Here is a 17,262-nt window from a genome sequence, read left to right as displayed (position 1 = left end):
TTCTCATGACTACAATTTCTAACACCCTAGAATTGGAATTACAAACTCTACAAGACGAAGCACAAGAGGCGATCACGTCCATCAAAAATTTGGAAGAGCTCGAACAACTTCGTATTAGCTATTTAGGGAAAAAAGGGCAACTTTCCAGAATTTTGCGAGGAATGGGTAAATTAAGTGAGGAAGAACGTCCCCGTGTTGGGGCCTTGGCTAATGAAGTCAAAGAAATTTTACAAACTAATCTTGACCAACAACGTCAAACCCTACAAACTACTCAAATTCAAGCTCAACTTGTTGTAGAAACCCTTGATGTAACTATGCCTGGAGTGAATCGTCCTCTAGGTCGTCTTCATCCTCTTAATAGCACTATTGATCGGGTGTTAGATATTTTTGTTGGTTTAGGGTACACTGTGGCCACTGGGCCCCATTTAGAAACGGATTATTATAATTTTGAAGCGTTGAATATTCCCTCCGATCATCCTGCGCGGGATATGCAAGATACATTCTTTTTAGCTGATGGTCGTTTGTTACGAACCCATACCTCTCCCGTCCAAATTCGCTACATGGAGACTCATGAACCTCCCATCCGTATTGTAGCCCCTGGACGTGTTTATCGTCGGGATACGGTGGATGCAACCCATTCAGCAGTATTCCACCAAGTGGAAATTTTAACTGTAGACAAAGGGTTAACTTTTACTGATTTAAAAGGTACTATTAAAGAGTTTTTAAAACAGATGTTTGGGAAGGAATTACCTGTTAAATTCCGTGCTAGTTATTTTCCTTTTACGGAACCTTCAGCAGAAGTGGATGTACAGTGGCAAGGAAAATGGTTAGAGGTGATGGGATGTGGCATGGTTGATCCTAATGTTCTCAAAGCTGTGGGTTATGATCCAGAGGTTTATACAGGGTTTGCTGCTGGTTTAGGAATCGAAAGATTTGCTATGGTGTTACATAAAATTGATGATATTCGCCGTTTCTATAGTAGTGATATGCGGTTTTTATCGCAATTTTGACAATAAATTATAAATAGTCGTCAATAGTATTTTTGAAAAAATTTCAAAGAAATAAATTATTTTGTATTCCTATGTTTAGGCAATTAGAGTTAGATTGATATTACTTCAATTGATATCTTTTAGAATAACTATTTTAAGCAAGATTTTGTTTAACTGTCTCTGCTAAGTCCTATTTATCTTAAAAGATCTTATCGACAATTTCATGAGCTTTTCTTTTATTTAACGCTATTTCCTATCCATGATAGATTTATTTGTTTTACTTTATAAAAGTAGTCTAGTTGGTCCTACTGAACCTATTATATAATAATCAAAAATGTAAAGAGAAAATTTGATCATCAGTAATCTCCTCTTTAAGGAAAATAGTCATTATATGGACATAATTATAGTAGGTTTTATGTTTAAACTAAGTTGTACTATATTCAGTATCTTCACTTGATTTATACTTATGGCATAAAATACTTAACTCGGTATGGAATCGGGGTAGTTTTACTTATCGAAAAGATAGATTCAAGAACAACTTGTATCTATTATGGTTTAACCACCAGAAAACTTCATCAGTAATCTGCTTGACATGTTTGCTAATTTGATCATATTTATGATAATTCTAAGAAAGATCAGAGCGAAAGTATCGCTCTTTGCTGTAAAAACTAGAAGCATTCAACAAAAATATACCTTTTATTTGATAAAATTATCTCCCAGTACTGGCTATTACCATATAAAACAATCACTTTTTAAATCATTTTTTTCTTGATTTAATTCAACAAACTAAGGACGTTGATTAGAATTATGATTTATCACTAAACCAACGAAAATTTTGATTCAATGTTCTTGAGAGTCTAAATTTACTATAAACTAGACAAACATCACGATATTAACTGATATCATAGCCATCATCTATCACGAGGGACTTCATTAATGGGAGATAGCTAAATGGCATCAATTCTAAAATTATTTTTAATATAGTCTAAGCAATTAATTATTTCTTCTAAATTACCCTGTATGTTGAAGAATAAAACTAATAAATAACACTGCGATTCCACCAGTCTTGTCTATTGAGTTGAGTCACAATTTTTTTAAAAGTAATCTTACTACTTGAGGGAACATATTACATCATTCCTTTAAAAAGTCCTTGGGGACGAATTAGTAGAATGACAATCATAATTAATAAAGATACTCCTAATTTATATTCTGAACCTAGCCAAGGAATACTAACACTTAATTCTTGGACAATACCAACCACTAATCCACCAATAATTGCCCCATAAGGGTTGCCAATCCCTCCTAAAATCACTGAGGCAAACATGGGTAAAAGTAGAAACCATCCCATAGTCGGTTTAATGGTATAAATTAGTCCATACATGGCTCCTCCCAAAGCGGTCAGCCCTCCCGTAATTACCCAAGTCCAGAGAACTACTTTCTCTACATTAATTCCTGATACCCTTGCTAAGTCTATATTATCGGCTACCGCCCGCATTGCCTTACCAAGTTTAGTCTCTTGTAAGAGAAAATGAAGGACTGTAACAGCCACAACGGCTAACCCAATTACTATTAGTCGATCTCGTTCAAATTTAATTCCTAAAAATTCTTGAGCAGGAATAAGAGGAAGTTGATAGCTTTGATTGTTTCCTCCCCAAATCATTAAAATTCCATTGCGAATAAACAATGCTAAGCCAATAGAAATAACAATCAAAGTGGTGGAAGTCGCGCGGCGATCACGCATGGGTTTCCACAGTAGATATTCCGCGATGATCATAGCAACAATAGTTCCAGCAGCCCCTATGATCATCGAAATCCACAAATTAAGCCCACCAATTTTGGCTGCCCAAGTCAAATAAGCTCCCAAGGTCATAAAATCAGCGTGGGCAAAGTTAGATAGCCGTAAAATTCCATAGGTGAGGGTTAAACCTACTGCAGTGAGAGCAATAATACTTCCAATAACCAGTCCGTTAAAAATCAGTTGGGGTATTTCCATAGACTCCTAAATGATGATTTACTCTGATTCCATATCATGTCATATTCAGGCAACTTGGTTGACATACTCCACGTCCTGAAGTGTGTGGATTATTCAAAAACTATCACTGTTTTAGATTTCTGGCTCAACGAGCTTCGCTTAAATTAAAATCTTCTTTTGTCTTCAACCCAGAGGCGATTCTCTCCTCAGACGTTTACCCCATTTCAGGAGTCTGTTATTGGTATGTACTACAATACAGTTCAAAACCAGAATACTTGGGGTTTATTGGTGCTTAGAGTTTCCCCTATACAAGCTTTTGGACATGAAACTTCATAACTTTGGTTTTTGAAGTTTTTTAAGTAAAGGTAAATACCAAAAAACTACAACTTTTACTATCTAACCCTAAAAATTTGTAAAGGGTAAGAGTCAGCAACTAAAGTTTTTGCTTGTTCCTTTACCTCTTTCAAAGTTGTTGAATCAAACGCTATTTTCGGAGAAGATTCTTCGAAGTCAATCAAGGTTTTAATACGCTGATAGGCTTGGTAAGCAACAGTAGGGAAAAAAGAAAATTTACCAGGAAGAACACATAAATAATTACTTTTTGGATTAGACTCGATCCAATAACTATAACGCCTTTTTTGTTCTTCTTCACTAATAAATTCAGTTTTCATACATTCATAGCTAAAAAGCTGACGACTATGTAGTTTTTCTTGACCAAAATAACGCTCTGCTAATTCTAAAATAGGCTCAATATCAATGTCTTCTGGTTCTTCATCTCTCATATAACCTGAATTAGCTAACATTGAGTAGATAAATTTTTGGTCGCCTTTTTCTCTTTGCTGAATAAAATGATTGAAATGAAAGCGGTTTTTTGTAGACATTCTGACAAAATTATTATTCACTAAAGCTGGATAGGCCACCACCATGGCACTTCGACTTCGCTTTAGTCTAGCCCGTACCTGTAAGTCTGCTAAAAAGGATTCAAATTCTTCCCCAACTGCAAAAATAAACAACTTAGCTTTCAGTCGTTTAGGTAGTCCTTGTCTAGTTTTACAAATCAAACTTTTCAGGCGAATTGGACCGTAGCGATCCAGTAAGAGTTTATCAATGGTAACTCCCGTTTCAAACGTTACTCCCTGATTTAGACAACTTGCCACTAAATCTTTTAGAATTCTACTTGTATTCATCGAACAATCTAGGGTGTGGAGAACTTCATAATTAGAGGGCTTTATTCCATAGGAATTATCAAATTGAGAACAAAGATTATGAATAGTTTCATTTGATTGACGCAAAGAACAAGATATCCCTTCGTAATTTTCTACTTGGGCGTAACTGGGAGCAATACAATTATCATTATTTTTCCAATTATGTTGTTTTCCATAGGCAACTTCTAACCGACCTAAGACTCTATTTAGTTGAATATTAATCTGTACTGTATCACTTTTCAAACGAGATGAACTGATTTCTGGTGCATCAGCTTGGGGGTGAATAATATGTACTGGTTGAGCATTAAACCATCCTTGGGAATTAGGGATAATAGTTGGACTGTAAAAGTTAGGAAATTTCTCAGTTAAATTAATATTACAGTTTTCCCGAAAATAGGGAGTGTAAAGATTGATTATATCTTCTACTCCATTGACACAATTAATAAAAGTTTGGGCATCGTCTTGACCAGAATATAAAGCCCCTGTATGAAACCATCCTTCCAATTTACCCGAGGCTAAGTTACCTAACTTAAGAGATTTTTCTAAAACTTTAATAGTTAAATTACTATGACGAGAGAGAAATTCAGTTATAGCAATTCCAGCGATACCACCTCCAACAACAACTACATCAACATATTCTATTTCAGATGCTTGAATTGAATTCATAAGTTTATTTTACTCATCTAGTTTATACGACTGTTAACGGGTTGATTAAGGCTTGAGAAATTGCTGTTAAAGTTTTCATCTCTTTAACCATCCATTCATGAATTAAAACTGGAATTTGAATTTCATTACCTAAATTAATTTTAAAACTATTTGGCTATTTGGCAGTCAAATTATTAGATAATGGGGAGTACATATGACTATAACATTGATTCTTTCTAAACTTTTTGGGATATCGTAATTTAACTGAGTTAGAAATTTACTATTAGGGCATATTTGTTTGATCTCTGAACTTGCCAAAACATTGGCGTTTAATGTTGCATTATTAGACATAGAAATGTTAGAGTGTTAGACTCGCTTGATTCCTCCAAGGTATTGGAGATGATAGAGTGTTACCACTCCCCCATTCTAAACAGAATTAAATCTATAAATCCTTTTGGGCTAAAAGTACTACTAATATAATCTACTACTTATTGGGCTAAATGTTCTAGATGATCATCCCCGTCATTGGGTTTTAAATTCAAATAATGTACTGACCACCCCATTTTGGTCAAATAGTCAGTTACAGTGTTCAATCTGGCAATATATCGTGAGGTTCATGAATTAGTAAAATAAGGTTACTTTGATGAAAGTTGATTGTCATTGCAATAGCTAAATACTTGATATCTAATGTTGTTTTAATTAGGTTAGTTCTAACTTTTTCTTAAAAGTAGACATCTATTTATATTAGACTATCTTCTTTGAGACCTAGATAATATAATAAAATTATTGTTGTATATTTTACACCTACTAAATGAGTAACACTTTCCAAAGACAATAAATTTCCTTTTTTTTTTAAAAAAAGGAAAATGATCCCTTATCAAGAGAGACATTTAGAGGATATATCAATCATAAAGTGATACTTTATGATTGATATATTTTTTCCAGATTTATCGTTAAAAATCACTTTAATTTCGCTTTTTTTTTGAATCATGATTCTTCAGTAGACTCTATCTCAATATAAGTCTCGACAAATAATAATATTTTCTTGAAATTAATAGCTATTATTTTTTAAATAATAATTGAATTATAAGAATAGATTAAATCAGGTATTTAAACAAGAAATACTATATTATGAAAGCATAAATAATATAGTATTTCTTGTTATCTTGATTTTTATTTTTTAAAAAATACCTTTAACTTTTATTAGTAAATCTTCTTTTAGTAGAATATCTTATACAGATTTAGAGATAATATTAGTTATTAATATAAATAATATTATTGTATGATGCGACCTAAAATAGATTGATTTGTTTTCAATTTAGTTTTTATTTTTTTATTTAAAAAACTTCCTAAATAGGAATTGTTACTCGATTAGTCAACAAAAATAAAATTAGTTTTCTAAATAAAGTTAGCTTTGTTTAAAAATAAACCACTGAGAAACTTTGATATCTTTTATTATCTCAAATAAAGACGAGTTAAACGATTAGCTAGATTTAAAATTTTGGATGGGTTAAGAACTTTTTCTAAATATTTAGTTGAATATCAAATACCTAATGATCTGAGCAGTAACTTTCTATTTTATACAATTACTGTAATAGGAGTTAATAAAACTAATAGAATAAATCAAAAAAAGTTTATTTAAATGCTACTAAAGTAGGAAAATTGTTAAATATTTTTTTTCAATGCTATTCAAGTAAATAAGCAAACTTTCATAACTAGCTATAATGTTAGGATATATCAATGATCATATCACTTCTACGATTAGTCTTAATCAAGATGAACATCAAAAAACTATTCCTAAGCCCCACTCAAGTATGGATGATACTAGGACTAATTTGGTTGATGAGTAGTCTGAGTGATCAGATTTGGCTAACTTTAGATCATTCTATTCCCCCTTGGGATCAAAGTAACCATTTAACTAAATCTCTCCAATATCTCCACGCCTTGGAATCTCCACACTTTTCTAATAGTGAATGGTGGCGAAATTTTTGGATGATATCATCAAAGTATCCTCCGTTAACCTATATTATTGCTGCTTTATTTCAAAAGGTTTTTGGGGTTGGCAATGATACCGCATTAATTACTAATTTACTTTACAATAGTATCTTGATTTTAGCAGTTTTTACCTTAGGTAAAATTCTATTTAATCATCAGATTGGTTTGTGGGGGGCTGGTTTATCAATGTTATTTCCTAGATTATATCAAAGCCGTTTACAATTTTTGATTGATACTCCATTAATGACATTTACAGTTTTGTGTTTTTGTTGTTTAACTATTTGGAAACTCCAAAAGAATTATTATAAACAATGGTTATGGACAGTTGTTTTTGGAATCTGTTGGGGATTTGCATTATTGACAAAACAAAGTGTCATGTTTTTCTTGTTTACTCCTTTACTATGGCTAGTAATAAGCTATGTTTTTAAATGCAAGTGGGAAAGAATAGCACAATTAACTGTTAGTTTTATCATATCTAGTATGATTTGGTTTCCCTGGTATCGAACTAATTGGATTTATTTGTTTAGTACAATTCGTAATTCTAATGCAATTCCTGCTTCTTATGAAGGAGATCCTCCTCTTAATACCCTAGCAGCTTGGACTTATTATTGGCATGATTTGCCTTCGGCAGTTACTTGGATATTACTAGTGGTTCCTCTAGTTGGTTTAATACTAAATGGGTTAGGACAGTTTCCTAAAAGTAAACAAGAAATAGAAATAAGTAAACTGAAACAAGGAATTATTTGGTTAGCTATTTATTTTATCGGTTCATATTTAATTTGTTCAGCTATCTTCAACAAAGATACTCGCTATATTATGTCTTATTTGCCAATTTTAGCGATATTTTTAGCTTACGGTTTAATTCAGTGGAGAGGAAAATGGGAACCTGTTAAATGGATCACTTTAGGACTTGTATTCGTGGTTATGTGTACGAATTTGTTTCCTATTCCTGGGACGGATAAACTTACTTTAATGTTAAGTTCAGGAGGATTATTTCGTCCCTATCTTAATGAAGATATTCCCAATACTGAACTCATCAGAACTGTACAGAAAACAAGTCCTTATCAGATATCTAATTTGGGGGTTATTGTTAATACAGATTTTTTTAATCATAATACTCTTAATTATTATGGACAAGTCGCTAATTTTCAAGTTTATGGCCGAGAATTGGGAAATAAAGAAGAAGATATACAACAAGACAAAAAATATTTTGATTGGTTTGTTACTAAAACGGGAGATAATGGATTTGCTAGAAACCCTCAATTAACTTTAGCTCAACAACTAGAAACTGATACGAATTTTTTGACTGTTAAAACTTGGAATTTATCCGATAAAAGTATTTTGACTTTATACCATCGCCAACTCCCATCTGTAATCGTCAAAAAAAATTCAAATACGTCTAATAAAGTTAGTTTAGATAAAGTTAAAATTCCCAAAAGAATTCCTTCAGGTTTTCCTATTCCTATTACTTATGAATGGTCAGGGTCTTGGAAAGAATTAAAATCAGGTTTGCTTTTATTAAACTGGGAACTTGTAGAAGGAAAAGAAAAACAAACCCAAAAATCAGTTAAGTTTTGGATACATGATCATGGAATAGGAGAAGGAATGTTATTTGGAAATTATCCAGATGAACAAAAATTTAAGGTTATTGAAAATTTAGGGATGATGGTTCCTAAAGATTTACCTTCAGGGGATTATCAGTTAACAGGAGTATATCTCAATCGTAATACTGGAGAAACTTATCCTATCGTTGTTTATGATGTTAATGTCACTATCGATAATAATGCTTCTCCTATCCCTTCATTCCCATTAGATTTAGTCACAAGATTAAGACAACTTTCCTTAAATCTAGCGCAAGGAATAGAGGGACTTGACCCCATTTTTGATCAAGTTGATCGGATTAACCAATATGATCCAATCCAAGATTATCTTAAACAAGCAGAAGAATCATTAACTTATCGCTTAAATCATCACCCAGGAAAATCTGAACTGGACTGGACTTATGGGTTAGTATTATCCCATGTTTTACAAGAAAATCCTAAAGGTGCAATCAATGCTTTAAAACAACTAATTAAACTTGAGCCCAATAACCCCTATCACCATGCCTATCTAGCGTTTGTTTATCTCTATAATTGGCAACCAAAAGCTGCAGAAACTTTATTAAAATCTGCTCTTGAACTTCAACCTAATACTGAGGAATTCCAAATACTATACGGGATTTCAGCTATAATGCAGGGCAATTTTTTTAAAGGATGGCTCATCCTATCACCGTTATTTTAAATTGATTCAGATGAATTCAAATTAATATCTAACCAATAAATTCTCTAATCTTGTAGATTACACCAATATCCTTTTTGAACTTGATCATCAAATAACTGTTCTATCGTAATTATGAAAACTTTTTCTTATGGCTACTAGCTAAATTTTCCAGAAAGCTGTATTTCTAAGTTCAATAATTTAGGTTTAGTATTTAGGGGGAATTGAATTATTGTAGAGTCTTTTATATAGTGAAACACTAAACGCTGTGCTCTTTTTATAAATAATTGCTAAACATAGAAATAGTAAATTTTTTTAGACGTTTTTTTCTCTCTTAACTCTATATTTAGAAATTTTTTAGTATAAAGTTAGTATAAATAGTGTTATAGCTTTGCAGTAATAAAAGTCACTAATGTTGATTTATATAGGAAGGTGACAAAATTTAAATAACTTCTCAAAGAATTAAGAATCAACACAAAGTACAATAAATAAAAAGTTAAAATTTACTAAATATATTTAATATAAAAAAATATTGATCTGGTTGAGTGGCAGTAATAAAATCAAATATAAACTTATAAGAATTGATTTATCAACGATAAAAACAGGAATAATTAGTCTGGCAATATAAAGAACAATTATCGAATAAAGTTTAACTTTAATTATTCTAACAACAGAAAGATATAATGGTATCATTGATTGTTATATAATTAAGTTATTTTACATTTTTCTGATCTTTTTCCAAACTCTTTTGAGAAATAATTTAGTAATTTTAAACCTAGTTAACTTCTGAATATCATTACTATACTTAGGCTTACTATCAAAAAATAAATTAATATCCTCCAAAATTAATTCTAACCGTTTAATAATATTTTCCGCTCGATATTCAGATAATACCTGTTCTAACAACATCATCTTATCTGAAGAATTAATGGTCTTTAGAATTCTTTGCACATCATAAATCGTTGAATATCCTGCAATCTTATAACAATTGAAACCAGGATCTAAATAATCGGATAATCCACCATTAACACTCGAAAATACCTGACAACCACAAGCTAAGGCTTCCATTGGCTGTAGTCCAAACCCTTCACTTATCCTTTGTTGTGCCCAATATTCCGCTGAATCGTAAAGATACACTTTTGCCCGATTAAACAATTGAACCAAATCTTCAACATAAGAATCAACGACAAAAACTTGACAATGTTTTTTTAATTCAGGAACTAACTGTTTAATTAAATATTCCGATGATTTTCTAACTTGAACTAAAACATCAATATCCCGTTCAATATGTAAGTTAGTAAACTCATTAGAAATTTGATTGGGTAAATAATAGATCAAAGAATTAGGAGCTTTTTGCCCCCAATAACCCATTGTATTACGACTAACTGTTATGATGGGAATGCTTGGCGGTAGTATAAAATCATACCCAGCACTATGAGCATGATAAACAACATTATAATTCTTCAATTTGGCTGCTAAACTAGGAACATCGAACCCCCAACTTATTACAAATATAACATCTTCAAGAGATTTTGCTGGGATAATATCATCAATAAATAATGTTTCTGGTTCTCGTTGACGATAGGTAACCACTTGTGATTGACAAATTTGTTGCGCTAGGTTAGAGGTTTTTAATTCAGCCCATAGCCCACCGCAAGCAAATTTACCATCCGTCCCTGGAACCAAAAAATAGAGCTTTCTCATTGGGATTATTGATTATTAAAATTGTTAATTAAAAGTAAAATTAAGAAGGGAAATATAAACAGGAGCACCAGAGCAAGTAGTCGCATACTATTAAAGTTGAACATAAGTCAAGGTAAGTTGCAATGACAACAGCTTTCAGTTTTTTAGTCATCCTTCTTAATATAAAGCATTTTGTTTATCAATGTCCGACTATTTATCGTTTTTCTGAAGGCAATTGTTTAAAAATTTTTAGGAGTTATGTATTGACAGATAAACTTATATTTGAGATTTCTGAAAACAGAACATAAGGCAATTGCCAAAAATTGAGAGTGTAAAACTGTTAGAATAGAGAAGGACGTTAAAATAGAATACAGCTATCATCTTACAAAAAGATAAACGGCCAAGTGTTATTTAAAGCTATGTGCCTAGTGTTTTATTTCCTAAAACTAATGTTTGGGCTGTAATCGTCTATCCTAAATGTTTGACAATTTATCTGATAACAGCATGAACTGTTTCTGACACAGTCATTCAAACACTTTACAGTAAGGCAAATAATGCGGACTTAAGATAATTCATTGGCTATTTTTAGTGATGTAATCAGTATAAAACTACTAAAGTAATTAATTTAATTACTTCATTTTACCCCGACCCGTCGGCAGTATTATTTCCTCTTAATTAGAGATTGATTTTATAAAAAATAAGATAATTTCTCTAAAAATAAATATTTTCAATTTATTTTGTCATAAATTAGTTTTGGGTTGGGAGCTTCGTCTAATTCATGTGATTGAAGAGAGTTGACTTTCTTTCTAAGAAAACTCTAATTTTTTTAAAATCAAGAACAACTTATTAGGTTATTGAGTTCTACTGCAGAATTACAAAATAATTAGGTGCAATCAATAATTTTATAGTCGTAAAATATGAAGTTATATTGATAACTTTTTTAGAAAGTAGTAAAAACTTTTGCCAAGCTCTAGTTTATAAAACTAAAAACTTAATTTTTTAGTTTTATAAACTCTAAATGGGATTATCTATTGAAGTCAATAAAATTGTTATTTATAAGTATTTTAACTGTAATCAAACCTATTTTTTGAAAAAAAGTCAGTCATTATTGATTTTTTTTAGTTAGTTCAATATGGATAAATCGCTTTATTTATTCCAGACGATACATAACTCCTACTTATTTTGAAAGTATCTACTAATCTAAAGTATTGTGAGATTAAATAAATAAACATAAAAAACTATATTATTTATCTTAAAGAAGCTGCTAAGCTCTTAGCTGTCAGTACTAAGATAATGAGATGTTGAGACCAGTAGGATTAAGACGAAGTCTGTCAGCACAGCTGGTAGCAATCGCTGATTTGATGTCAGCAAATTATTGGGGACTCAAAGCAGTTCTAAACCAAAGATTGTTTATTCAAGGATTTATCTAGAAACCAGCCACCAGAATATTGAGTGACTTAAGTCACAAAGTTACAAAGGTTCTGCCTCAAAAATTATTGAACTTGTCAAGTTATCCGAAATATTGATGGTGGAATCAATGAATATAATCTGGGATTAATAGATCTAAATAAGCTAATTTGTAGCAAGCAGTTTAAGAGTCTAGTTCTCCCGCGTTAGGATAGATTTCGATTTTAATTTTTACTGTGTGTAAAATTTGAGGCACACAAGTAATTATTTTATATATAGTATGGACGAGTCTCTAGTTGAGAAAAAACTTAATTAAAACTTCAATAAAACACTTACTACTTTTAAAACTAGACTTTATGACGATCAAAACACTACAAATGCAGATAAGCAAATGTGAACTCCAATATACAAAAAAATACTGAGAACAAAGATCATCCTTAAGGGCGGTAGGCTTTATTTTCAAGAACTTTAGTCGCTGTGCAAACTAATCACACTTTGGTTCTTAAGTTATACGTGGTCAGCTTATTAATTTGCTAAATATCGCTCAACAACTTTCACTAAATATTCAACCCACTCATGAGCATCTTTAGCACTTACTGACTCTACCATGACTCTAATTAAAGGTTCCGTCCCAGAAGGACGAACTAAAACCCGACCAGCATTTCCCATCCCTATTTCTGCTTGGGTGATGGCTTTTCTTAACGGAATACATTCTTGCCAAGAGTGACGCCGATCGCGGTCCTCCACACGAACATTACGTAAAATTTGGGGATAGGTTTGGAAACTATTATCTACTAGGGTGGCTAAAGATTCCTCAGACTGACGAACTAAAGCTGCTAAGTGAAGGGCAGTTTGTACCCCATCTCCAGACACGCCATAATGATGACAAATGATGTGGCCTGACTGTTCACCCCCAAGCATTGCTCCAGTTTCCCACATTTTGGCTTGAACATAGCGATCGCCTACTGACGTCCGCATAAATTGACCCCCTAAGTTTTTCCAAGCCCTTTCAAATCCTAGGTTAGCCATCACCGTTCCTACTAAAAGATTATTAGGCAGTTTTCCTTTTTGAAGAAGATGTTTTCCCCACAGATATAGAATATAGTCACCATCAACTACCCTTCCTTGACCATCGACAGCCATTACCCGATCTGCATCTCCATCAAAAGCAAATCCTAAATCAGCTTGATGTTCCTTGATTGCCTGTTTAAGTAAATCAAGATGGGTTGAGCCACAATTCACATTAATGCAATCACCATTAGGGCAATCGTGTAAACATATCACCTGCGCCCCCAGTGATTTAAAAGCCTGAACAGCCACATTCACCGATGCCCCCCAAGCCAAATCTAAAACTACTCGCATTCCCTCTAAATTTAGATTTGGCGGAAGAGTATCCTGTAAAAATTGGCAATACTTATCTACTAAACCTGGCTGATAGTAGGTTTTTCCCCATTCTCGAGGATGATCTAAGGAGAGATGATCTAAGGAGAGATGATCTAAGGAGAAATTACCGCGTAACCCTTCTTCAATCTGTTGTGTTAACACTTGACTTAGTTTTGTTCCTTCATGGTTAAAGAATTTAATTCCATTATCCTCGGGGGGGTTATGGCTTGCAGAGATCATAATTCCCCCTACCGCATCACTGGTGCGTGTCAGATAAGAAACACAAGGAGTAGGACACAAACCTAATTGCCAGACTTCTAGCCCAGCAGAAGTCAACCCAGCAGCCATAGCCATGGCCAACATGTCGCTAGAGTTTCGGGAATCTTGCCCAATAATCACCGGACCTGAAGTTACCCGATTTACTTTTAAAACTTGTCCTGCCCGAAATCCAAGTTGAAGGACAAAGGGGGCAGTTAACAAGTCACCTGCCCTACCACGGATGCCATCGGTTCCAAATAAGGGGCTATTGGGGAGATGGGCTAATTGTCCCAGGAAACCTGGGTTTATGGTGGCACTGACACGGTCCATCCAACTGCTTCCATTACGAGATAGAGAACTTACCATCTTGTTTATTTCCTCACACAACACACTCACATTTAAAGAATACACCCTATTTGTCAATAAGGAAGAATTCACTTTTTTTTATAAGTAAATTTAATCATTACTATTAATCATTACCATCTATCTGAACGTTGATGGCTGGGTTAATGTTCCCAAAATAGATTAAATGGTTAAAAGTCGTTACCTTTTATTATGTGTGTCTGTGATCACGTGCTAGAATTTAGACAAAAGAGGGATTGTGCTTTTTTGGCTTAAAATTAAATGGGCGTGCGCAGAATCTTAACTAGATAACTTTCCCAAATACAATGATTTAAAATTTATTGACCTTCACTGTGTCTGAAGCTGAAAAGAAATGCAAACAGCTTATCAAAACCTTTGCAACAGCTATAGGTAAAGATCGAGTAGTCCAGCGCAAAGAAGAACTCATTACCTACGAATTTGACCGATTAACTCGTTATCATCAACGGCCCGCTGTAGTTTTTCTACCTAAAACCACTGAAGAAATGGCTGCCGCTAGTAAAAATTTGCCATGATCATCAAATTACCTGGGTAACTGGAGGAGTAGTAACAAGGTTATCAGGGGGGTATTACCGGCTGGATAATATATATCAATTGTCACCACTGGTATGAAACAAATTCTGGAAATTGACTTGAGAAATCAACAGGTGACAGTGCAACTGAGGGTAATTAATAAATGGGTTACTCAAGTGGTAAGTGGAGCTTGTTTTTACTATTCTTCTGACCCTTCGAGTCACATTATTTGTTCGATTGGGGGCAATGTAGCGGAAAATTCAGAGAACCTTCACTGTCTGAAAGATGGGGTAACAACCAATCATGTTGTAGGCTTAAAATTCGTTATTTCTGATGGTTTAGTTGTGGATGTTGGGGTAACGGTTCCCGAAATGCCTGGGTATGAATTGATTTATTTATTGGGTCTAAAAGGACATTAAGGATTGCTACTGAAATCACTTTACACATTTTGAAAACTCCAGAAGCAATTTGTGTTTTATTAGCCGACTTTACTAATATCGAGGCTGCCGGACAAACAGTAGTTGATATTATATTTGCTGAAATGAGTAGGATTAGTCCTAGTTATTTTGTTCAAGATGTGGTGATTTTTCGGACTAAATTGGCGAAAGTTTTGTGATAGATTGGTCAATTGGGGGAAACTAAGGGTTATTAAATTGCTAATATTTTTCATGCCAGAGATAACAACTTACATCCATCAATTCTTGATGATAATGCTGTAGTAGAAGCATAGGAAGAAGTCAAAGGATTAGGGGGTAGGGGGGTAATTCTTAAATTTTGTGTGGAGTCTGAAAGAAGTTTATCAGAAAAACACGGTATTGGAACCCATAAAAAACTGTTATATGTCCTATATATTTAATCAAACTGATTTAGAAACTACGCGATATATACGCCAAACATTTAGTCCCAATAATTTATATATCCATGATAAAGTTTTTCCTACTCAGAGAAATTATTAGGAGACAGTTGATGTTAAACTATAAGCGTGTAAGGGAGTCAAATTCTATTAAAGAATAATCGATTAATTATTCCCTCAACTTACGGTTAGCTTCATCCTTATCCAACTATTGACTTAACTAATATGCTGGGAAATTTTCAAGAAAGTCATTTACGCATTGCTGTTGATGTTAATGAAAGTACTATTGGTAATAGTTTACTAAAAACAAAAAATCTCCGTAAATGGCTCATTCCTCAAACTCTATCCTCTGAACTCCCTGATACTTTAGAAGCAGGGATAGTATTTACTAGTTGGCTAGGATTCGTTTCCATCCGCCATCAAGTAGAAATCGCTAATGAAAACAGCTTACGACTAATACTAAGTCAAGGAATTGATGGCTATCATGAATGGGTTTGGGGCGATGGCTGGGTACAATCTAGATTAGAAGGAATTTCTCTTTTACCTCTTAAATTAGGACAGACTTTTGATTTATTGAAATTACGTCAGTTTGTCCTAACTAAAGAACAAAATAAACTTGATAAAAAGGAGTTCTGATTAGGCTGAAGCGGGGATATATTAGATTAGTAAAATTTAAGCTTATCCCTTTTATACTTTATTTCTTAGTTGTATTAACCTGATGATATCAAACAAACTATTGCAATGTAAAAATTAAAAAATAAAGACAAATTTTATAGTATAGAAATATTTTTTCTACTTAATTTTAATCTATTATTAATATTTTCTACTATTCCTGAGCTGAAATAGGCAATAATTTATTTTATTACACGCTAACCAATTGTTACACATCTTTAAAAAAATAGTTTTTGGTCCCAATCAGCTAGTTCCAATAGTCATTACATATAGTCGATAATTTTTATCAAAATAGTTATATATTTCTCTTTCAATTAGAGTATTTCTTAATAAAATTGGCAACGTTTTATACACTCAGTTTAATTTAACTTTTTGCTTTTTACTTAAATTTTCTTCATTTTTATGCAAAATATATTTGCTATTGCTTAGATACAACAGTATTTTTTAAAATTTAGCTTTTCACTTATTTTTTAAAGAAATTATTTCATCAACAAGTAACTTCTTTAGCTGCATAAAATTAATCTCTGATTATTCCAGATAATGGCGTTATTTTGGTTGCAGCATTCTTGTATAGCTTTTTAAAATATGTATAATTATCTCAATTATTTTTACAGTTCTAACTGTAGAGTTTAAAAAATATTTTTTTATCTACTTCAACTATAATTATAGTGATTAACTTCCTACTTTTTTAATTTTAACTAAAAAATAATACCTCTTTTATTCATACTAAATAGCTTAAAATTAAGCTATTTAGTATGAATAAAAGAGTCAAAAAAATGGAAGTATCCACGCCGTCAAAGACGGAATAATAAAATAAGGTAAAAACACAAAATAAAGGCGGCTTATCAAATAACAATAGATGTTGTAAAAAGAACTACAAGAACATCCTAATAAAGATAAAATAAATAAATTTTTCTAGAATAGAAAAGACCCCATCACTTTTTATTCTAAAATAGCTTCGCCTTAATAATATTTCTCAGAGTGTCAATTTAAAATTGGATACTATCAATACAGTAATAAATTATTTATTTTTTAGTGGATTTTCTGCAC

General features: G+C 32.5%; 8 protein-coding genes and 1 pseudogene. 5 read left to right on the top strand and 4 right to left on the bottom strand.

Annotated elements, in window-relative coordinates; genetic code table 11:
- The first annotated feature begins 5 nt into the window (after positions 1-5).
- Positions 6-1,010, top strand: a complete 1,005-nt coding sequence (gene pheS / locus P3F56_RS05845) for a phenylalanine--tRNA ligase subunit alpha (protein ID WP_281151984.1) — start codon at positions 6-8, stop codon at positions 1,008-1,010.
- 1,105 nt (positions 1,011-2,115) lie between these two features.
- Here pheS and P3F56_RS05840 read toward each other — a convergent pair.
- Complete coding sequence (locus P3F56_RS05840; protein WP_281151983.1) at positions 2,116-2,982, bottom strand: branched-chain amino acid ABC transporter permease; 867 nt, start codon at positions 2,980-2,982, stop codon at positions 2,116-2,118.
- Positions 2,983-3,353: 371 nt separating this feature from the next.
- Positions 3,354-4,832 (bottom strand): FAD-dependent oxidoreductase, encoded by a 1,479-nt coding sequence (locus tag P3F56_RS05835; protein ID WP_281151982.1) that lies wholly within the window; start codon positions 4,830-4,832, stop codon positions 3,354-3,356.
- A 1,755-nt stretch (positions 4,833-6,587) separates the two neighbouring features.
- On the opposite strand from P3F56_RS05835, the gene P3F56_RS05830 reads away from it, so the two are divergent.
- Positions 6,588-9,086, top strand: coding sequence for a phospholipid carrier-dependent glycosyltransferase (locus P3F56_RS05830; protein WP_281153738.1), 2,499 nt, complete (start codon positions 6,588-6,590; stop codon positions 9,084-9,086).
- A gap of 693 nt (positions 9,087-9,779) precedes the next feature.
- Here the strand turns inward: P3F56_RS05830 and P3F56_RS05825 are convergent.
- Entirely contained in the window at positions 9,780-10,766 is a 987-nt protein-coding gene (locus tag P3F56_RS05825; protein ID WP_281151981.1) for a glycosyltransferase, read from the bottom strand.
- A 1,277-nt stretch (positions 10,767-12,043) separates the two neighbouring features.
- Between P3F56_RS05825 and P3F56_RS05820 the strand changes: the two genes are divergently transcribed.
- The gene (locus P3F56_RS05820) at positions 12,044-12,175 is read left to right on the top strand and encodes a hypothetical protein (RefSeq protein WP_281151980.1); all 132 of its coding nucleotides are present in this window, start codon (positions 12,044-12,046) and stop codon (positions 12,173-12,175) included.
- A 502-nt stretch (positions 12,176-12,677) separates the two neighbouring features.
- Here P3F56_RS05820 and glmM read toward each other — a convergent pair.
- Positions 12,678-14,159, bottom strand: coding sequence for a phosphoglucosamine mutase (gene glmM, locus P3F56_RS05815; RefSeq protein ID WP_281151979.1), 1,482 nt, complete (start codon positions 14,157-14,159; stop codon positions 12,678-12,680).
- Between the two features lie 317 nt (positions 14,160-14,476).
- Between glmM and P3F56_RS05810 the strand changes: the two are divergent.
- Together P3F56_RS05810 and P3F56_RS05805 are read left to right on the top strand one after the other, a co-directional pair.
- A pseudogene (locus tag P3F56_RS05810) lies at positions 14,477-15,643 on the top strand (FAD-binding oxidoreductase).
- Between the two features lie 122 nt (positions 15,644-15,765).
- Complete coding sequence (locus P3F56_RS05805) at positions 15,766-16,176, top strand: hypothetical protein (RefSeq protein ID WP_281151978.1); 411 nt, start codon at positions 15,766-15,768, stop codon at positions 16,174-16,176.
- Positions 16,177-17,262: the final 1,086 nt, after the last annotated feature.

It is taken from the genome of cyanobacterium endosymbiont of Epithemia clementina EcSB, from assembly GCF_029919255.1.
Lineage (GTDB): Bacteria > Cyanobacteriota > Cyanobacteriia > Cyanobacteriales > Microcystaceae > Rippkaea.
The sequence above is the reverse complement of the archived record's forward strand: the minus strand, read 5'-3'. Positions and strand labels throughout refer to the sequence as shown.